The sequence below is a fragment of the Pseudomonas sp. PF05 genome, from assembly GCF_056521845.1.
Genome location: NZ_JBWLPW010000012.1, coordinates 41485 through 60092, shown reverse-complemented (window position 1 = coordinate 60092; position 18608 = coordinate 41485). Strand labels below are relative to the sequence as shown.

Genomic DNA, 18608 nt, shown 5'->3' with positions numbered 1-18608 from the left:
ATGGGGACATCCGCCGCAATCGTTGTAAACCGCGTTAGATAAAAACAGTTAATAACAATAAAGACGAGGATGTAGGGATGAAGAAGAAAAACAACGCCCAGCTTATCTGCCAGTTGTCAGCCGTTGCGGCGATGATGCTGGCCGGTAGCGCACACGCTGCCGACGCGTTCAGCGCCGATTCGCAGTGGATGACGGGTGACTGGGGCGGCGAGCGGACCAAACTGATCGAACAAGGTATCGATATCAAGGCTGACTACGTCGGTGAGGTGGGCGGCAACCTGCACGGTGGCTACAACAACGACAAGACGGCGCGTTACGCCGACCAGTTCGGTCTGGGCGTCGCGCTGGACCTGGAAAAGCTGTGGGGCTGGGATAACACCCAGGCCAAGATCCAGCTCACCAATCGTAACGGTGAAAACATTTCCAATGACCGTGTGGGCGACCCGCGTGCGGGTACCTTGAGTTCCTCCCAGGAAGTCTACGGCCGTGGCCACATGGTCCGTTTGACCCAGTTGTGGATCAAGCACCAGTTCCTCGACGGCAAGCTGGACGCCAAGGCCGGTTATTTCGGTGAAGGCGAAGACTTCAACACCTTCCCTTGCGAGTTCCAGAACCTGGCGTTCTGCGGTTCCCAGGTGGGTAACTGGGCAACCAACATCTGGTACAACTGGCCGGTCATGCAGGCCGCGATCCGCGTGAAGTACAACCTCACGCCTGAGTTCTACGCGCAGATCGGTGCGTACAACCAGAACCCATCGCAACTCGAGCATGGCAATGGCTTCAAGCTCAGCGGCAGTGGTACCAAGGGTACTGTCATTCCAGTCGAGTTGGTCTGGTCGCCGAAGGTCAACAACCTGCCGGGCGAATACCGTGTCGGTTACTACAAGAGCACGGCCGATGCCAATGACGTCCGTGAAGACGACAATGGCGATGACGCCGCGACCACCCGCAACGCCTATCGCAGTCACAACAGCAAGCACGGCTACTGGTTCGTCGCGCAACAACAACTCACCACTCACAACGGTGACGCTTCCCGTGGCCTGAACATCGCGGCGAATGCGACCTTCCACGACAAGGACACCAACGTCGTCGACAACTACCAGTCGCTGATGTTCGTGTACAAGGGGCCGTTCGATGCGCGTCCGAAGGATGACATCGGGATCGGTTTCTCCCGTATCCACGTCAACGAAGACGTGAAGAAAAACGCCGAGCTGACCAACGCTGCCAATGGTGTTTCCGACTACAACGATCCGCTGTTCGCGCCGTTGCGGGACACTGAGTACAACTACGAACTCAACTACGGGATCCATGTAACCAACTGGCTGACCGTACGTCCCAACCTGCAATACATCACTCACCCTGGTGGTGTGGATGAAGTCGACAACGCGCTGGTGGCCGGTCTGAAAATTCAGTCGGTGTTCTAACGCTGTTGCGATAAGCTCCTCTCTATGTGCGCATATTTGCGGACAGCCAAGGCTGTCCGCTTTTTTTTGCAAGGTGGCTGGCACAGAACCTGTGGCGAGGGGATTTATCCCCGCTGGGCCGCGCAGCGGCCCTAAAACAGGCGCCTCGGTGTTTCAGTCACTGCTTTGGGACTGCTTCGCAGTCCAGCGGGGATAAATCCCCTCGCCACAATCAGTGTCGCAGACAGATCGGTAACTCAGTGATTTCCAGGACCGCGGCCCATGCATGAGCATCCGCTACAACGCTTTTTCAGATCCTTGCGCGAACGCCCGGTGTTCGCGTGGGAGCGCTATCAGCAGCGCGACGTGTTGGTGATCGATCACCCGTTGTGCCAAGCGGTGTTCAGTCGTCAGGGCGCACAGTTGCTGCATTTTCAACCCAAAGGCCAGAAGCCCTGGTTGTGGTGCGCGGCCAAGTGGCCGCAAGTCGGTGCGATACGCGGTGGGGTGCCGGTGTGCTGGCCTTGGTATGGCCGTCATCCCAGTGAAAACGCCTGGCCGTCCCACGGTTGGGCGCGGTTGATCGACTGGAAACTGCTCGACAGCCGCAGCGATGAAGACGGTGTGCATTTGCACTGGCAACTGCAGTTGTGCGACTGGCAAGTGGACCTGCATGCAGACCTGGGTGAGCGCATGGAGCTGCGCTTGAGCACCGAGCATCAGGACAGCCTGCCGTGCCAGTTGAGCCAGGCCTTGCACGCCTATTGGCGCATTGGTGATGTTGGTGAGGTAGCGCTGTCTGGGCTCGAAGGCGCTCAAGGTTACGACCAGTTGAGCCGTGCGGTTTGCCAGCAGGAAGGCGAATTGCGGGTCGAGGGTGGCTGTCAGCGGGTGTTCCAGCATGAGGGGGAGTTGCAGCTCAAGGACCACGCCTGGAAGCGCGAGTTGTGCATCGACACCGGCGACAGCGCCGACACTGTGGTCTGGCATCCCGGCGCACGGCCTTTGTTAGGTGTGAGTTGGGATGAAGTCAGCGAATTCGTCTGCGTCGAAGCGGCCAGTGGCGGCACCGACAGCCTGTGTCTGGCGCCGGGGGAGCGGGCGCATCTGAGTTTGCAGGCGTGGGTGGGGGGTTAGCTCTGGATGATCGTTCCCACGCAGAGCGTGGGAGCGATCAGGATGGATCAGTTGAACTCATCCCCCACCGGATACCGGCTGGCATTCAAGCTTTCCTTGATCTTGCGCAGATGCGGCTGGAAATCCACGCCCCGACGCAGGGTCATGCCGGTGGCGAGTACGTCCAGCACGGTGAGTTGGATGATCCGCGAGGTCATCGGCATATAGATATCAGTGTCTTCGGGCAGTGGAATGTTCAGGCTCAGGGTGCTGGCCTTGGCCAGTGGCGAGTTTTCGGCAGTCAAGCCCAGCACCGATGCGCCGTTTTCCCGGGCGATGCGCGCCACTTCCACCAGTTCACGGGTGCGGCCGGTGTAGGAAATGATCACGAACAGCTCACCGGTATGGGCCACCGACGCGATCATGCGCTGCATCAGCACGTCGGCGTGCGCGGTCACCGCCAGGTTGAAGCGGAAAAACTTGTGCTGGGCATCCAGGGCCACCGGGGCGGAGGCGCCGAGGCCGAAGAAGTGGATCTGCCGGGCCTGGATCAGCAGGTCCACGGCGCGACTGATCAAATTGGGATCAAGGGCTTGGCAGGCGCTGTCCAATGAGGCAATGGCACTGCCAAAGATCTTCCGGGTATAGGCTTCCGGGTTGTCGTCGGCTTCTACCGCACGGCTGACATAAGCAGCGCCACTGGCCAGGCTTTGGGCCAGTTGCAGCTTGAGTTCCGGGTAACCGCTGACGCCGAACGAGCGGCAGAAACGGTTGACGGTCGGTTCGCTGACCGAAGCCGCCTGGGCGAGGGCGGCGATGCTGAAGCGGGTCGCCTGCTGTGGGTTTTGCAGGATGATCTCGGCCACCTTGCGTTCTGCCTTGTTCAGGTCTTCAAGGCGACTCTGGATCTGTTCCAGTAAATTTCGCACGCGGTCCATACAAGATTCCTAGAAAGACGGGTCTTTGATACGACCCTTTGCGGTGGCCTATCCTACTGATGGCTCCAGCGGACCACCACTCGGAATCGGTATTTTCGAAAAATGTTGTGGTTATTACTACATTTTTCCTTGAGTGATACCTTGAAAAAAGGTATTTGTAGCTTAACTTGATAAAAGAACAAACATCATGCCTTCGATTACGGTTGAACCGTGCACCTTTGCCTTGTTCGGCGCGTTGGGCGATCTGGCCTTGCGCAAGCTCTTTCCTGCCCTGTATCAGCTCGATGGCGCCCAATTGTTGCACGAGGACACGCGAATCATTGCGCTGGCCCGTGAACCCGGCAGCGAGCAGCAGCACCTGGCATTCATCGCCGCCGAGTTGCGTCGCTACGTCGGTGAAAAAGACCTGGACCAAGCCGTGCTCGAGCGCTTCCTGGCACGCTTGACCTACCTGCACGTGGATTTCCTCAAGGCCGACGATTACGTCGCCTTGGCCGAAGCGGCCGGTTCGACCCAGCAGGTCATTGCCTATTTCGCCACCCCAGCGGCGGTGTATGGGGCAATCTGTGAAAACCTGGCGAAGGTTGGCCTGAGCGAAAACACCCGTGTCGTGCTGGAGAAGCCCATCGGCTCGGACCTGGAGTCTTCGCGCAAGGTCAACGACGCCGTGGCGCAGTTCTTCCCGGAAAACCGTACCTATCGCATCGACCATTACCTGGGCAAAGAGACGGTACAGAACCTGATCGCGCTGCGGTTCGCCAACAGCCTGTTCGAAACCCAGTGGAACCAGAACTACATTTCCCATGTGGAAATCACCGTGGCCGAGAAGGTCGGTATCGAAGGCCGCTGGGGCTATTTCGACAAGGCCGGGCAACTGCGGGACATGATCCAGAACCACCTGTTGCAGCTGCTGTGCCTGATCGCCATGGACCCACCGGCCGACTTGTCCGCCGACAGCATCCGTGACGAGAAGGTCAAGGTGCTCAAGGCCCTGGCGCCGATCAGCCCGGAAGGCCTGACGACCCAGGTGGTGCGTGGCCAGTACATTGCCGGCCACAGCGAGGGCAAGGCGGTGCCGGGCTACCTCGAAGAACCCAATTCCAACACCCAGAGCGACACCGAGACCTTCGTTGCCCTGCGTGCCGACATCCGCAACTGGCGTTGGGCCGGTGTGCCGTTTTACCTGCGTACCGGCAAGCGCATGCCGCAGAAGCTGTCGCAGATCGTCATCCATTTCAAGGAACCGTCCCACTACATCTTCGCGCCCGAGCAGCGTTTGCAGATCAGCAACAAGCTGATCATCCGCCTGCAGCCGGACGAAGGGATTTCCTTGCGGGTGATGACCAAGGAGCAGGGCCTGGACAAGGGCATGCAACTGCGCAGCGGTCCGTTGCAACTCAACTTCTCCGACACCTATCGCAGCGCACGGATTCCCGATGCCTACGAGCGGTTGTTGCTGGAAGTCATGAACGGCAATCAGAACCTGTTTGTCCGTAAAGATGAAATTGAAGCCGCGTGGACATGGTGTGACCAGTTGATCGCCGGGTGGAAGAAATCCGGTGATGCGCCCAAGCCGTATGCGGCCGGGTCCTGGGGGCCGATGAGCTCCATTGCACTGATCACGCGGGATGGGAGGTCATGGTATGGCGATATCTGAATTGAAACTGCCGCAGGGCGTTAGCGCCCATGAATTCAAGAACCCGGTGGTGCTGGCCGAAGGCCTGGCGCTGAAGGTGGCCGAGCAGTTGCGCAGCGCGATCGACGCGCGCGGTGCGGCGACCCTGGTGGTTTCCGGCGGTCGCAGCCCGGTGGCGTTTTTCCAGCACCTGGCCAAGCAGGCGCTGGATTGGTCCAACGTGGTGGTCAGCCTGGCCGACGAGCGCTGGGTACCGGTTGAACACGCCGACAGCAATGCCGGCCTGCTCAAGCGTTACCTGCTGCAAGGCGCGGCGGCCAAGGCCCAGTTCCTGAGCCTCTACAGCGCCAGCACCAACCTGGAAGCGGCTGCCGAGCAGGCCGATCGTCTGCTGGCCGAGCTGCCGCCGATCGACGTGCTGGTATTGGGCATGGGCGATGACGGGCACACCGCCTCGCTGTTCCCCGGCAGTCCGAACCTGGCCCAGGCCCTGGACGCCAATGGCACACGCCGCTGCTGGCCGATGCTGGCGCCAACCGTGCCGCACCAGCGCTTGACCATGAGCCGCGCCTTGCTGGCTTCGGCCCAACACAAAGTGCTGTCGATTTCCGGTCAGTCGAAATTGACCACCCTGAACGCTGCGGTAGCGGGTGACGATGTCGCCGAAATGCCGATCCGCGCGTTTTTGCAACCTACGTTAGAGATTTACTGGTGCCCATGAACCAAGGATCAGCCGCTATGACAAACCCATCCCCGACCGTTTCCATGGCGGACAAAGTTGCCCTGATCGACAGCCTCTGCGCCAAGGCGCGGATCCTGCCGGTGATCACCATCGCCCGTGAACAGGACATCCTGCCGCTGGCCGATGCCCTGGCGGCCGGTGGCCTGACGGCGCTGGAAGTGACGCTGCGTTCCCAATACGGCCTCAAGGCCATCCAGGTGCTGCGCGAGCAGCGTCCGGAACTGGTGACCGGTGCCGGTACGGTGCTCGACCGCCACATGCTGGCCGCCGCCGAGGCTGCCGGTTCGCAGTTCATCGTCACTCCGGGCATCACCCGTGATCTGCTCGAGGCCAGCGTCTACAGCCCTGTGCCCTTATTGCCAGGCATCAGCAACGCCTCGGGCATCATGGAAGGCTACAGCCTGGGTTATCGCCGCTTCAAACTGTTCCCGGCCGAAGTCAGCGGTGGCGTTGCGGCCATCAAGGCCTTGGGTGGCCCGTTCGGCGAAGTGAAATTCTGCCCGACCGGCGGTGTGAGCCCGGCCAACATCAAGAGCTACATGGCGTTGAAAAACGTGATGTGCGTGGGCGGTAGCTGGATGCTTGATCCTGAGTGGATCAAGAACGGCGACTGGGCCCGCATCCAGGAATGTACCGCCGAGGCCTTGGCGCTGCTGGACTGATTGTTTTACCGAACCTCGTTGGGTGTTCTACGGTTTTACGGTGCGCTTGGTCGGCGCGCCGTTTTTTTTTGCCTGGTTTTTTATGGCAGCACAAATTTCCTGTGGCGAGGGAGCTTGCTCCCGCTGGGCTGCGTGTAGGAGCTGAGTGGGAGCTGTGTAGCTGTGTAGGAGCTGACGAGTGCAACGAGGCTGCGATCTTTCCACTGACAATTGAGTCGAGAGCGAAAGATCAAGATCAAAATCAAAAGATCGCAGGCTTCGCCAGCTCCTACAGGGTCCAGCGGGAGCAAGGGGGCTAGGTACCGCTCAGTTCGAGCAGCGCTTGGGTCAACCGTTCGATATCGCTCGTCAAGGTAATCAACCCCGGGGTAATGCGGATGCACGGCCCGACGCTGGTCTGGCGCACTACCGTGAAGATCCCATAGTCATTGAGCAATCGATCGGCCATTGCCTGCTGGTCTGTATGGGCGGTGAAGCGCATCGCGGTGATCCCGCAATAGAGGCGCCGGTCATCCGGGGTCATGACTTCGATGCCCGGCACATCGCGCACGGCGCTCACCCATAGATCACGCAGGTAACAGAGTCGCGCGCCTTTGGCTGAAGCGCCACCCAGGGCCTGGTGTTCTTCGAAGACCAGCGGCAGGGTGAGCAAGGCAGGGATGTTGGGCGTGCTGTGGGGCGTGCGTGAGCGGACGTCGGTGGCGGGGTAGCTGTCTTCGTCCATGTCCGGGTCGATGTCGGCCAACCGCTGCGGGGCGATGTACAGGAAGCCCTGGGAGAGGGGCCCGCCGATCCACTTCTGCAGGTTGAAACCGGCGAATTCGATCCCGAGCTTCTTCAGGTCGAAATCGATCTGGCCCAGGGCGTGGGCACCGTCGAGGATGATATCGACGGCAAATTCCTGGGCACTCTCGGCAATGGCCTGGACCGGCATCACCAGCCCGGTGAGGTGGTTGACGTAGGTCAGCGCCATCACCTTGAGGCGCGGGTAGCGAATGAACGCTTCGCGATAAGTGCCCACCAGGCTTTCGAAACTGGCGGGGTGCTGGTGGACGATTTCGATCACCTCCACGCCACGCTGGCGGGCCAGCCAGCGCATGGCGCTTTTGACCGAGGCATATTCCAGATCACAGATCAGCACTTGATCGCCAGGCTTGAGGCCGTTGTAGTTGCGAATCAGCGTCTGCAAGGCATCCACGGCGCTGCCGGCCAACCCCACGCTCTGGGGTGAAGCGTGGATCAGCCGGGCCACCTGCCGCCGAATGGCTTCGCCGTGTTCACGGTCGAAATGCTGGCGCACGTACACCGAGTTGCCCCGGTTGATGAATTCGATGTTGCGCTGGTACTCCTCCACCACGGTACGGGACATGCGCCCGAAGTAACCGTTTTCCAGATTGAGTGGCCCGGCGGGATCGACGTCGTAGCGGCCGACAAACGTCTGCCAGAAAGCTTCATCGTGGGCGCGTAGCGTGTTTTCGGGCATGACGGGGGCTCAACTGGTCAGGGGCGAGGCTTGGGCTTGCCGTGTTTGGCGCGCAATGGATCGAGCAGGTCCGACAGCCCGTTATGATCGATTTCCTGCATCAGTGCCAGCAAACCACCCAGTTCACCGTGAGGAAAACCCTCGCGGGCGAACCAGTTCAGGTACTGACCGGGCAGGTCAGCGAGGATTCGACCCTTGTATTTGCCGAACGGCATTTGACGCGTGATGAGCAATTCGAGCTTTTGCGGGTTCATGGCGATCGTCTGATTCAAATCTGCCTCGAAAATACAGGCATTCTGCATGCAGGCCAAATGACAGATCATGCAAATAGCGCGGATACAGATTTTAGAGTTATTGTTAACTAATTGATTTTTAAATGATTTATTGAAATTGGTGGCTGGCATGGCCGATGCAATATCCCTTGCAGGTTTTTTATTCACCAGCAAAGGAACTGAAAAATGACTGACATCAATAAAGAATCCATCTCTGTCTTGAACGACCTGATCGAGACCAGCAAGGATGGCCAGGAAGGCTTCAAGACCTGCGCTGAAGACATCAAGCACCCAGAACTCAAGGCGCTGTTCGTCAAGCGCGCCGCCGATTGCGCGACCGCTGCGGCCGAACTGCAAGCGGCGGTTCGCTCCCTGGGCGGCGATCCTGAAACCTCCACCAGCGTCGCAGGTGACCTGCACCGTCGTTGGGTGGACGTGAAATCCATGTTCACCGGCAAGGATGAAGAAGCGGTGCTCAACGAAGCCGAGCGTGGCGAAGACCATGCGCTCAAGGCCTACAGGGAAGCGATCGAGAAAATCAACAAGCACAACCTGGTCGGTATCCGTGACCTGGTCGAGCGTCAGTACCACGGCGTGCAACGCAACCATGACCAGGTCAAGGCACTGCGTAACCAGGCGCGCGCCAACAGTTAAACACGCGGTCAACGCCAAAAAAAACGCCAGCATGCCTGGCGTTTTTTTTGTCGACAGCGATCACCTCACTGGGCCCATAGGCGCTGTGTAGGACTGTGGACGAGCTACGTAGGAGCTGTGGTGTAGGTCTATGTAGGAGCTACGTAGGAGCTATGTAGGAGCTGTCGAGTGCAACGAGGCTGCGATCTTTCCCCAGACACTTGAATCTCAAGCGAAAGATCAAAAGACCAAAAGACCAAAAGATCAAAAGATCGCAGGCTTCGCCAGCTCCTACAGGTCCTGGCGGGAGCAATCTGCGACCGCCAAAGCGTTTGCATGATTGGGCGACAAACAACTCTGGACTCGAATAGATAGCTAGCTAATAATTGCGTCGCCTATCTCCTTGCATTGCATCTATCGTTACTGGCGTCCCCCAAAGAGTTTTTCGCGTGCCCATAACCTTCCAGGCCTTGTTTGCCCCCGACCGCCTCGCTTTGCAGTTCGCCATCAAGACCGTGCTTGGCGCTGGGCTGGCGTTGTGGCTGGCGCTGCGCTGGGGGCTGGAGCAACCGTCATGGGCGCTGATGACCGCGATCATCGTCGCCCAGCCCCTGTCCGGGATGGTGGTGCAGAAGGGGTTGGCGCGATTGGTTGGCACGCTGGTGGGCACCGTCATGTCGGTGGTGTTCATGGGCCTGTTCGCCCAGGCGCCCTGGTTGTTCCTGCTGGCCTTGGCGCTCTGGCTGGGGTTGTGCACGGCCTGTTCGACGCTGCTGCGCAGTGCCTGGTCGTATTCATTCGTTCTGGCCGGTTACACGGTGGCGATCATTGCCCTGCCGACCATTTCCCATCCGCTGAGTGTGTTCGATCAGGCGGTGGCCCGTTGCACCGAGATCAGCCTGGGCATCGTCTGCGCCACGGCGGCCAGTGCCTTGCTCTGGCCGTTGCGGGTCGAGCGGCAACTGGCCGGTCAGGCCCTTGCGGCGTGGCAGAGCGGCATGCAGGCCGCCCGTGCGACCCTGGCTGGCGATGTCCAGGCCCGAAAAGGGTTGCTGGAAATTCTGGGCAGGATCGTCGCGGTGGATGCCCAGCGCGAACATGCCTGGTTCGAGGGCCGCCGTGGCCGACAGCGAGCCCGGGCCATCAGCGGCTTGAGCCAGAAATTGCTGATGCTGCTGCGCCTTTCGCGCTCGGTGCGACGGCAGTGGAAACAGCTCGATCCCGAGGAGGCCGAGGCCCTTCAGCCGTGGATGGACGAGGTACAGCAGGCCCTCGACGCCGACAGCGCGACCCTGCAAGCCTTGCGCCCTCGGGTATGGGATGCGTCTCACGATCCGCAGATCAGCTCGGCGCAGAGCTACTGCCTGGCGCGGTTCGCCTTGTTGCTCGATACCGCCCTGGCCGCCTGCGCTGCCTTGACGGCGGTACAGGAGGGCAGGGAGGCGGCGGATCCACCGCGAACCCTGGCGCCTCATCGTGATTTGTCCCTGGCCATGGTCTTTGGTGCGCGCAGCGCCTTGGCATTCCTGACGGTTGCCTGTTTCTGGCTGGCGACCGCCTGGCCCGCCGCATCGGGGGCAATGCTGCTGACGTGCGTGGTGTGCAGCCTGTTCGCCAGTCGCGAAAATGGCGCGCAGATCGGCATGAGTTTTCTGCGGGGCATCCTGTTGGCCGTGCCGACGGCGTTCGTGATCGGTGAGCTCGTTCTCCCGCAATGGAGCAGTTTTGCGATGCTGTGCATGGCCATGGGCGTGCCGTTGTTTTTCGGCGCGCTGGGTATGGCCAAGCCGCAGATTTTTGCCACGGCGACGTCGTTCTGCCTGCATTTCGTGGTGTTGATTTCACCACTCAATGCCATGAAGTACGACGTCGCGGCGTTCTTCAATAACGCCCAGGCCATGATGATTGGTGTGGGCGCGGCGGTGCTGGCCTTCAATCTGCTGATTTTGCGCAACCCGGCCTGGCACAGCCGCCGCCTGCTGGCCGCGACCCTCCACGACCTGGTGCGCCTGACCCATCGCAGCCTGCGTGGCGCCGAGAGCTGGTTCGGCGGGCGCATGGCCGACCGGCTGTTGCAGTTGGCGCGGCATTACCCTGAGTTGCCGGTGCAGGCGCGCAGCCGTTGGGATGATGGTTTGCTTGGCCTGGACATTGGCGATGAATTGTTGCATTTGCGTCTTAGCCTGGCCGTCGCCCAAGTGCCTGATAGCCGGGCGCAGCGTCGCTATTTCGAAGCGCTGGAGCAGGTGCTCGAACATGGCCCGGCCGGTGACAAGGCCGATGCGCTGGCCTCGGCAAGCGCCGAGTTCCTGAACGTGTTGTCGACCCAGCCGCCCGGTGACGCATTGAAGCTGGCCCAGGGCGCGGTGGTGCAATTGCAAAACAGCTGGCGCGCCTGGTGCCACCAGCACGAACCTGAACGACGGGAGCACAGCCATGGGCTTGCGTGAGTGGTCGATTGGCGGGGTGTTGCTCAGCCCGTTCCTGATTTATGTGGTGCTGGCGTTGCTGGTGACCGGTGCGTTGCGCCTGCTGCTCAGCCTGGTGCCGGCCGGGCGTTGGATATGGCATGAAGCCTTGTTCGACTGCGCCCTGTATGTCTGTGTCCTGACCGTTATTACCGTGGTCCTCGGGCCGCTATAGGAGTTGAACATGCGTACATCCGTACGTGTCGCCGTCACGCTGTGCATGGTGGCCGTGGCGATTTTCGCCGGGTTTCACTTGTGGCAGTACTACATGCTCACACCTTGGACCCGCGATGCGCGGATTCGCGCCGACGTGGTGGTGATTGCACCCGACGTGTCGGGTTGGGTGCGCGAGCTCAAGGCGGTGGATAACCAGCAGGTCAAGGCCGGCGATGTGTTGCTGAGTATCGACCGCGAGCGGTTCGAGGCGGCGCTGGAGAAAGCCCGGGCCGTGGTCCAGACGCGCCAGCAGCAATTGAGCCTGCGCGAACACGAAGCCAGCCGCCGCGCGGCTCTTGGGCCCCAGGCCATCAGCGCCGAACTGCGGGAAAATGCCCAGATCAACGCCGGCATCGCCCGAGGCGAACTGCGCGAAGCCCAGGCAGAGGCCAAGGTGGCCGAGCTCAATCTGGCCCGCAGCCAGGTCCTGGCCCCGCGTAACGGCCACATCACCAACCTGCGCCTGGCCGAAGGCAACTACGTGAATGCCGGGCAGCCGGTGATGGCGCTGATCGATGACTCGACGTTCTATGTGCAGGCCTATTTCGAAGAGACCAAGTTGCCGAGGATCCGTGTGGGCGATCCGGTCAAGATCTGGCTGATGAGCGCCGGCCATGCGCTGGAGGGCCATGTCGAGAGCATCAGCCGTGGCATTACCGACCGCAACACCAACCCCGATGCGCAGTTGCTGGCGGAGGTCGAGCCGACCTTCAACTGGGTGCGCCTGGCCCAGCGGATACCGGTGCGGATCAAGTTGGACAAGGTGCCGGAGGGGGTGAACCTGAGCGCCGGGATGACGGCGAGCGTGCAGGTGCGCGAAGACTTGCCTTAAATGTGGGAGCAAGGCTTGCCCGCGATGAAGATAACTCGGTCTCTCAGGGAACCGAGGCGCCTGCATCGCGAGCAAGCTTTGCTCCCACACAATGGCTTGCCACAAAGTCACTCACAGTAGGCGCCTGTGAGTCAGCCCACAGTGATCGCCGGCAACGTCGGCAAGGTCACGGTCTGCTGCTTGCGCGGTGCGAGGATTTCGGCCTCGCCGTCCACCACCAGCTCGTCGCGTTGGTTGAACACGCGCGTGGCGATGCGCACACGGAACTTCGGCAGTTTCTCCAGGATTTCCAGGCGCACGGTCAGGGTGTCGCCGATTTTCACCGGTTTCTGGAAACTCATCTGCTGGCCGATATAGATGGTGCCCGGCCCCGGCAACTCGCAGGCCACTGCCGCGCTGATCAGCGCACCGCTGAACATGCCATGGGCGATGCGCTCTTTGAACATGCTCGCGGCGGCGAACTCGGCATCCAGGTGCACCGGGTTGTGATCGCCGGACATCGCCGCGAACAGCTGGATATCACGCTCTTCGACGGTCTTGCTGTAGCTGGCGGTCTGGCCGATTTCGAGGGCTTCGTAAGGGGTGTTGGTAACCTGGGTCATCTGTTTCAAATCCTGTGAAGGAGTAAAGGAAAAACGCTGCAAGCCTACTCGCTGCGTGGCGGCCGCTTGTGGCTCAAGGCTTGGGCAATCCAGGCCAGCACGTCGGCGGTCACTTCATCGCGGTTGGTTTCATTGAACAGTTCGTGACGGGCCTGCGGGTAAATCGTCAATTGCAGGTGCCGGATGCCGGCGTCACGCAGGGTGTCGGCCAGATCCTTCAGACGCTTGCCTTCGCTCACCGGATCACATTCACCACCGATCACCAGCAGGGGCAGGCCCGGATCGATCTGGGCGAGATTGGACGCTTTGCTGATTTGCTGCAAGCCACCGAGCAGGTCGACCCACAGTTGATTGGTGCAGCGAAAGCCACACAGCGGGTCCTGGGCGTACTTGTCGACTTCGGCCGGGTCGCGGCTGAGCCAGTCGAAAGGGGTACGCGTGGGTTTGAATTTCTTGTTGAAACTGCCGAACGACAGCCACTCGATCAACGCGCTGCGCCCGGTGGCTCCCTGGCGCCAGCGTTCGAAGCGGGCGATCAGGCGAGCGCAGCGGTAGAGCGTCACCGGCTGAAAGTTCGAGCCGCTGAGAATCGCCCCGTGCAGGCTGGCGCTGTGATGCAACAAATAACCCTGGGCGATGTAGCTGCCCATGCTGTGGCCTAGCAACACGATGGGGGTTTCGGGATGTTGTTGACCGATGTGCTGGTTGAGGCTGGCCAGGTCGCCCACGACCTTGGTCCAGCCGTCCTCGTCGGCAAAGTGGCCGAGAATCGCTTCCTCGCCGGTCTTGCCATGGCCGCGCAAGTCCATGGCGCAGACACCGTAGCCTTCGTCGCACAACGCCTGGGCCAGGCGTGCGTAGCGGCCGCTGTGTTCGGCCATGCCATGGGCCAGCATGATCACCGCCAAAGGGGCGGTTTCGGGCAGCCATTGGTTGACGAACAGGCGGCTATGGTCGGTCGCGGTCAGCCAGAACGTTTGGTGGATCATGGCGATTCCTTTGCACAAAGTCAGACGCAGCCTCGCTGCATTGTATAGCGCATCCGTTGCGTCTCGCCTGATCAGCCTTCGTCGTGGCAAGAAGATTCACACAATCTATGACGCAGGTTGCCATATTTGCCTGATTGGCCATAGCTGCTAGTGTCCCAAGAGCTCCGCGTCTGCAAGCGATGCAGACGCGGCCCGGACATGCTCAGGTAAAGAGGACAAAAACAATGCAGCCTGATTTCTGGAATGACAAACGCCCGGCCGGCGTGCCCCTGGATGTTGACCTTGGGGCCTACAAGTCGGTAATCGAGGTGTTCGAGCGTTCCTGCAAGAAATTTGCCGACCGTCCGGCGTTCAGCAACATGGGGGTGACCCTCACCTATGCCGAGCTCGAGCGCTACAGCGCGGCTTTCGCCGGCTACCTGCAAGCCCATACCGACCTGGCACCGGGCGATCGTATCGCAGTACAGATGCCTAACATCCTGCAGTACCCGATCGCCGTGTTCGGTGCCTTGCGCGCCGGGCTGATCGTGGTCAACACCAACCCGCTGTACACCGCGCGGGAAATGCGTCATCAGTTCAAGGACTCCGGTGCCCGGGCGCTGGTGTACCTGAATATGTTCGGGCAAAAAGTCCAGGAGGTGTTGCCCGATACGGACCTGCAGTACCTGATCGAAGCGAAGATGGGTGACCTGATGCCCACCGCCAAGGGCTGGCTGGTCAACACCATGGTGAGCAAGGTCAAGAAAATGGTGCCGGCCTATTCGCTGCCCCAGGCCATCGCCTTCAAGAGCGCCTTGCGCCTGGGACGCGGCCAGGGCATCAAGCCGCTGAAAGTCAGCCTCGACGACATTGCGGTGTTGCAATACACCGGCGGCACCACCGGGTTGGCGAAGGGCGCAATGCTGACCCACGGCAACCTGGTGGCCAACATGCAACAGGCCCGGGCCTGCCTGGGGCAGCTCGGTGATGACGGTCATCCACTGTTGCGCGAAGGCCAGGAGGTCATGATCGCGCCGTTGCCGCTCTACCATATCTATGCGTTCACGGCGAACTGCATGTGCATGATGGTGACCGGCAACCACAACGTGCTGATCACCAACCCGCGGGACATCGGTGGTTTCATCAAGGAACTGAAGAACTGGCGTTTCTCGCTGCTGCTGGGGCTCAACACGTTGTTCGTGGCATTGATGGACCATCCGGATTTCAAGACCCTGGATTTTTCCAACCTCAAGGTCACCAATTCGGGCGGCACGGCGCTGATCAAGGCCACCGCCGAGCGCTGGGAACAGATCACCGGTTGCGGCATCACCGAAGGATATGGCCTGACCGAGACCTCGCCAGTGGCCAGTGCCAATCCTTATGGGGGCAAGTCCCGGTTGGGCACGGTGGGGATGCCGGTGCCGGGCACGCTGATGAAAGTGATCAACGACGATGGCGTCGAGCAGTCCCTGGGCGAGCGCGGCGAGCTGTGCATCAAGGGTCCGCAGATCATGAAAGGCTACTGGAACAAGCCTGAGGCCACGGCCGAAGTGCTGGACCACGAGGGCTGGTTCAAATCCGGCGATATCGCGGTAATCGATCCGGACGGTTTCGTGCGCATCGTCGACCGCAAGAAGGACATGATCATCGTCTCGGGCTTCAATGTGTACCCCAACGAGATCGAAGACGTGGTGATGGCCCATCCCAAGGTGGCCAACTGCGCGGTCATCGGCGTGCCGGACGAACGTTCGGGGGAGGCGGTGAAGCTGTTTGTGGTGGCACGCGAAGCCGGGGTCAGCCTTGAAGAACTCAAGGCCTACTGCAAGGAGAACTTCACCGGCTACAAGGTACCCAAGCACATCGTGCTTCGGGAATCGTTGCCAATGACTCCGGTGGGCAAGATCTTGCGGCGGGAGCTGCGGGATATCGCCTGAGGCCAGAGAAGTCCAGTAGAAACCCTGTGGGAGCGAGCTTGCTCGCGATGGCGGTGTATCAGCTAAATCCAATTCAGCTGGTCCACCGCCATCGCGAGCAAGCTCGCTCCCTCAGTTTTTTGGCTATTCAGAGCGATTTAAACGAGGCTTAGAATTTTTACTCTAAAAATGACCATAAAATATTCATGAGTCATGTTTGTGACTGTAGGGGCTGCTTTTGGCTCTAGGCGGCCCTTGGCAAAGCTGCTACTCTCGGCGCGCTTTTGTGACTTCTCGGCCTTGATTCAAGCCAGATTCACCAATAAACACACACCAATAATAATCGCATCAAATGCGGTGAGAATTCGCGTTGCTGAGGAGTGGGCTTCCATGATCGAAGACTTTTGGAAGGATAAGTACCCAGCTGGGATTGCTGCCGACATCAATCCAGACGAGTATCCGAATATTCAGGCGGTGTTGAAGCAGTCCTGCCAACGCTTTGCCAACAAGCCGGCATTCAGCAACCTCGGCAAGACGATCACCTACGGTGAACTCTACGAGTTGTCCGGTGCCTTTGCCGCGTACCTGCAACAGCATACCGATTTACAGCCGGGCGATCGAATCGCCGTGCAGCTGCCCAACGTTCTCCAGTACCCGGTGGCTGTGTTCGGTGCGATCCGCGCCGGGCTGATCGTGGTCAACACCAACCCGCTGTACACCGCGCGGGAAATGGAACACCAGTTCAACGACTCCGGGGCCAAGGCACTGGTATGCCTGGCGAACATGGCACACCTGGCCGAGACCGTGGTACCCAAGACAGGCGTCAAGCACGTCATCGTCACCGAAGTTGCCGATCTGCTGCCGCCGCTCAAGCGCCTGTTGATCAACAGCGTGATCAAGTACGTCAAGAAGATGGTCCCGGCCTATCACTTGCCCAAGGCCGTCAAGTTCAACGACGTGCTGAGCAAAGGCCACGGCCAACCCGTGAACGAAGCCAACCCCACCAGCGACGATGTGGCCGTGCTGCAATACACCGGCGGCACCACTGGCGTGGCCAAGGGCGCGATGCTCACTCATCGCAACCTGGTGGCGAACATGTTGCAGTGCAAGGCGCTGATGGGCTCCAACCTCAATGAAGGTTGCGAGATTCTGATCACGCCGCTGCCGCTGTACCACATCTATGCCTTCACCTTCCATTGCATGGCGATGATGCTGATCGGCAACCACAACATCCTGATCAGCAACCCGCGTGACCTGCCGGCGATGGTCAAGGAGTTGTCGAAGTGGAAGTTCAGCGGCTTCGTCGGCCTCAATACGCTGTTCGTGGCCCTGTGCAACAACGAAGCCTTCCGCAAGCTCGATTTCTCTGCCCTCAAAGTCACCCTGTCCGGCGGCATGGCCTTGCAACTGGCAGCAGCCGAGCGCTGGAAAGCGGTGACCGGCTGCCCGATCTGCGAAGGCTATGGCATGACCGAGACCAGCCCGGTGGCTACCGTCAACCCGATCCAGAAGATCCAGGTCGGTACCATCGGCATTCCGGTGCCATCGACGCTGTGCAAGGTGATCAATGACGCGGGCGTCGAACAGCCATTGGGTGAAATCGGCGAATTGTGTGTGAAAGGTCCGCAGGTCATGAAGGGTTACTGGCAGCGTCAGGAAGCCACTGACGAGATCCTCGACAGCGAAGGCTGGCTCAAGACCGGTGACATTGCGCTGATCCAGCCGGACGGCTACATGCGCATCGTCGATCGCAAGAAAGACATGATCCTGATCTCCGGTTTCAACGTGTACCCCAACGAACTGGAAGATGTGCTGGCAACCCTGCCGGGCGTGCTGCAATGCGCGGCCATCGGCATACCGGACGAGAAGTCTGGCGAGGCGATCAAGATCTTCATCGTCGCTCGACCGGGTGTCACGTTGACCAAGGAACAGGTGATGGAACACATGCGTGCCAACGTCACCGGCTACAAGGTGCCCAAGGCCGTGGAGTTCCGCGATGCCTTGCCGACGACCAACGTGGGCAAGATTCTGCGGCGCGAGTTGCGGGATGAAGAGCTCAGGAAGTTGGGGCTGAAGAAATAATACCGTTGCCAATAAAAAGCCCCGTTGATGCGGTGATGCTCTTCACTTAAAGAAACGGCGCTTTTCCGAGGGAGGGAAAGCGCCGTTTTCTTTTGGGCTTGGTTTTGGGTGTATATCCGTTTTTTTTATAACGGCGGCTTATGGTTCCGCCCAACGTCAGGGCGGAACCCTAAGTGGCTGTTACCGCAGCAACGGATATACACACCAAAGCTAGGAAATCGCGTTACAACCTGAACTGCGCAAAATCCAGATTGGTGCCACCCGGCCGCATGTCCTGAAGATAGGAATCCTTGTCAGCGCTCAGTTCCAGGCTCAGGGCCGCCTTGCGCTTGCCCTGGTTGCGCACTTCCAAACCTTCCATTTTCTCGCGCAGGAACACGGTCGGCACCTTCAGGTGCAGCAGCTCATCGGTCGCTGGCGTGTGCAGCAGCAGGTGAATCCATTCGTATTGACCGATGGCCAGGCGCGCCACCGGGATATCGAACCAGAAGATGTTGCGGTTACGGTTCAATTCGCTGAAGTGGCAGTTGTTGACGCCCAGTACGGCGCCGCCCAGTTCCTGGTTTCTGCGGGCGATGGCCTGCTTTTTATCGAGTTTCATAACGTTCCTACGAGATTGAAGCTTCAGGCCGCAGCCTGAAT

17 protein-coding genes are annotated in these 18608 nt (G+C 60.0%); 11 read left to right on the top strand and 6 right to left on the bottom strand.

What is annotated here, in order from left to right; all coding sequences use genetic code 11:
• Window positions 1–77: 77 nt before the first annotated feature.
• Window positions 78–1424, top strand: a complete 1347-nt coding sequence (locus AC09SL_RS19910; protein ID WP_058545746.1) for a carbohydrate porin — start codon at window positions 78–80, stop codon at window positions 1422–1424.
• Between the two features lie 261 nt (window positions 1425–1685).
• On the top strand, window positions 1686–2540 hold the full coding sequence (locus AC09SL_RS19905; protein WP_058545745.1) for a D-hexose-6-phosphate mutarotase: 855 nt from the start codon (window positions 1686–1688) through the stop codon (window positions 2538–2540).
• A gap of 47 nt (window positions 2541–2587) precedes the next feature.
• Here the strand turns inward: AC09SL_RS19905 and AC09SL_RS19900 are convergent, their stop codons facing one another.
• Window positions 2588–3448, bottom strand: coding sequence for a MurR/RpiR family transcriptional regulator (locus AC09SL_RS19900; RefSeq protein WP_175360356.1), 861 nt, complete (start codon window positions 3446–3448; stop codon window positions 2588–2590).
• A gap of 196 nt (window positions 3449–3644) precedes the next feature.
• Here AC09SL_RS19900 and zwf point away from each other — a divergent pair, with 196 nt between their 5' ends.
• The 3 genes from zwf to AC09SL_RS19885 are packed head-to-tail and all read left to right on the top strand — an operon-like array spanning window position 3645 to window position 6497.
• Window positions 3645–5114, top strand: coding sequence for a glucose-6-phosphate dehydrogenase (gene zwf / locus AC09SL_RS19895; RefSeq protein ID WP_058545743.1), 1470 nt, complete (start codon window positions 3645–3647; stop codon window positions 5112–5114).
• The gene (pgl, locus tag AC09SL_RS19890) at window positions 5101–5814 is read left to right on the top strand and encodes a 6-phosphogluconolactonase (RefSeq protein WP_058545742.1); all 714 of its coding nucleotides are present in this window, start codon (window positions 5101–5103) and stop codon (window positions 5812–5814) included. Before zwf ends, pgl begins: the two co-directional genes overlap by 14 nt.
• Before the next feature lie 17 nt (window positions 5815–5831).
• A complete protein-coding gene (locus AC09SL_RS19885) occupies window positions 5832–6497 on the top strand; it encodes a bifunctional 4-hydroxy-2-oxoglutarate aldolase/2-dehydro-3-deoxy-phosphogluconate aldolase (RefSeq protein WP_058545741.1) in 666 nt (221 codons plus the stop codon).
• Window positions 6498–6792: 295 nt separating this feature from the next.
• On the opposite strand, the gene AC09SL_RS19880 is transcribed toward AC09SL_RS19885, so the two are convergent.
• Together AC09SL_RS19880 and AC09SL_RS19875 are read right to left on the bottom strand one after the other, a co-directional pair.
• A complete protein-coding gene (locus tag AC09SL_RS19880; RefSeq protein ID WP_058545740.1) occupies window positions 6793–7980 on the bottom strand; it encodes an aminotransferase class V-fold PLP-dependent enzyme in 1188 nt (395 codons plus the stop codon).
• A gap of 17 nt (window positions 7981–7997) precedes the next feature.
• On the bottom strand, window positions 7998–8234 hold the full coding sequence (locus tag AC09SL_RS19875; protein ID WP_058545751.1) for a DUF3820 family protein: 237 nt from the start codon (window positions 8232–8234) through the stop codon (window positions 7998–8000).
• Window positions 8235–8438: 204 nt separating this feature from the next.
• Here AC09SL_RS19875 and AC09SL_RS19870 point away from each other — a divergent pair, with 204 nt between their 5' ends.
• The 4 genes from AC09SL_RS19870 (at window position 8439) to AC09SL_RS19855 (ending at window position 12401) form a co-directional block, all read left to right on the top strand.
• A complete protein-coding gene (locus AC09SL_RS19870; RefSeq protein WP_058545739.1) occupies window positions 8439–8906 on the top strand; it encodes a PA2169 family four-helix-bundle protein in 468 nt (155 codons plus the stop codon).
• Between the two features lie 428 nt (window positions 8907–9334).
• Complete coding sequence (locus tag AC09SL_RS19865; protein ID WP_058545738.1) at window positions 9335–11335, top strand: FUSC family protein; 2001 nt, start codon at window positions 9335–9337, stop codon at window positions 11333–11335.
• Window positions 11322–11528 (top strand): DUF1656 domain-containing protein, encoded by a 207-nt coding sequence (locus tag AC09SL_RS19860; protein WP_003198565.1) that lies wholly within the window; start codon window positions 11322–11324, stop codon window positions 11526–11528. The genes AC09SL_RS19865 and AC09SL_RS19860 overlap by 14 nt, the downstream gene beginning before the upstream one ends.
• 9 nt (window positions 11529–11537) lie before the next feature.
• Window positions 11538–12401: an efflux RND transporter periplasmic adaptor subunit gene (locus AC09SL_RS19855; RefSeq protein WP_058545737.1), complete on the top strand. Its 864-nt coding sequence runs from the start codon at window positions 11538–11540 to the stop codon at window positions 12399–12401.
• A gap of 131 nt (window positions 12402–12532) precedes the next feature.
• On the opposite strand, the gene AC09SL_RS19850 is transcribed toward AC09SL_RS19855, so the two are convergent.
• Both AC09SL_RS19850 and AC09SL_RS19845 read right to left on the bottom strand, forming a co-directional pair.
• Window positions 12533–13003: a MaoC family dehydratase gene (locus AC09SL_RS19850; RefSeq protein ID WP_014336929.1), complete on the bottom strand. Its 471-nt coding sequence runs from the start codon at window positions 13001–13003 to the stop codon at window positions 12533–12535.
• A 44-nt stretch (window positions 13004–13047) separates the two neighbouring features.
• Window positions 13048–13992, bottom strand: a complete 945-nt coding sequence (locus AC09SL_RS19845; protein ID WP_058545736.1) for an alpha/beta hydrolase — start codon at window positions 13990–13992, stop codon at window positions 13048–13050.
• Between the two features lie 224 nt (window positions 13993–14216).
• On the opposite strand from AC09SL_RS19845, the gene fadD2 reads away from it, so the two are divergent.
• A complete protein-coding gene (gene fadD2 / locus AC09SL_RS19840) occupies window positions 14217–15905 on the top strand; it encodes a long-chain-fatty-acid--CoA ligase FadD2 (RefSeq protein WP_058545735.1) in 1689 nt (562 codons plus the stop codon).
• Window positions 15906–16274: 369 nt separating this feature from the next.
• A complete protein-coding gene (fadD1, locus tag AC09SL_RS19835; RefSeq protein WP_058545734.1) occupies window positions 16275–17966 on the top strand; it encodes a long-chain-fatty-acid--CoA ligase FadD1 in 1692 nt (563 codons plus the stop codon).
• A gap of 223 nt (window positions 17967–18189) precedes the next feature.
• On the opposite strand, the gene AC09SL_RS19830 is transcribed toward fadD1, so the two are convergent.
• A complete protein-coding gene (locus AC09SL_RS19830) occupies window positions 18190–18567 on the bottom strand; it encodes a hypothetical protein (protein WP_030139341.1) in 378 nt (125 codons plus the stop codon).
• Between the last annotated feature and the right edge of the window lie 41 nt (window positions 18568–18608).

Bases quoted from the DNA above. Each gene is read 5' to 3' on its own strand.
- AC09SL_RS19910 (WP_058545746.1), top strand. From the start codon at position 78: ATGAAGAAGAAAAACAACGCCCAGCTTATCTGCCAGTTGTCAGCCGTT.
- AC09SL_RS19905 (WP_058545745.1), top strand. From the start codon at position 1,686: ATGCATGAGCATCCGCTACAACGCTTTTTCAGATCCTTGCGCGAACGC.
- zwf (WP_058545743.1), top strand. From the start codon at position 3,645: ATGCCTTCGATTACGGTTGAACCGTGCACCTTTGCCTTGTTCGGCGCG.
- pgl (WP_058545742.1), top strand. From the start codon at position 5,101: ATGGCGATATCTGAATTGAAACTGCCGCAGGGCGTTAGCGCCCATGAA.
- AC09SL_RS19885 (WP_058545741.1), top strand. From the start codon at position 5,832: ATGACAAACCCATCCCCGACCGTTTCCATGGCGGACAAAGTTGCCCTG.
- AC09SL_RS19880 (WP_058545740.1), bottom strand. From the start codon at position 7,980: ATGCCCGAAAACACGCTACGCGCCCACGATGAAGCTTTCTGGCAGACG.
- AC09SL_RS19875 (WP_058545751.1), bottom strand. From the start codon at position 8,234: ATGAACCCGCAAAAGCTCGAATTGCTCATCACGCGTCAAATGCCGTTC.
- AC09SL_RS19870 (WP_058545739.1), top strand. From the start codon at position 8,439: ATGACTGACATCAATAAAGAATCCATCTCTGTCTTGAACGACCTGATC.
- AC09SL_RS19860 (WP_003198565.1), top strand. From the start codon at position 11,322: ATGGGCTTGCGTGAGTGGTCGATTGGCGGGGTGTTGCTCAGCCCGTTC.
- AC09SL_RS19855 (WP_058545737.1), top strand. From the start codon at position 11,538: ATGCGTACATCCGTACGTGTCGCCGTCACGCTGTGCATGGTGGCCGTG.
- AC09SL_RS19850 (WP_014336929.1), bottom strand. From the start codon at position 13,003: ATGACCCAGGTTACCAACACCCCTTACGAAGCCCTCGAAATCGGCCAG.
- AC09SL_RS19845 (WP_058545736.1), bottom strand. From the start codon at position 13,992: ATGATCCACCAAACGTTCTGGCTGACCGCGACCGACCATAGCCGCCTG.
- fadD2 (WP_058545735.1), top strand. From the start codon at position 14,217: ATGCAGCCTGATTTCTGGAATGACAAACGCCCGGCCGGCGTGCCCCTG.
- fadD1 (WP_058545734.1), top strand. From the start codon at position 16,275: ATGATCGAAGACTTTTGGAAGGATAAGTACCCAGCTGGGATTGCTGCC.
- AC09SL_RS19830 (WP_030139341.1), bottom strand. From the start codon at position 18,567: ATGAAACTCGATAAAAAGCAGGCCATCGCCCGCAGAAACCAGGAACTG.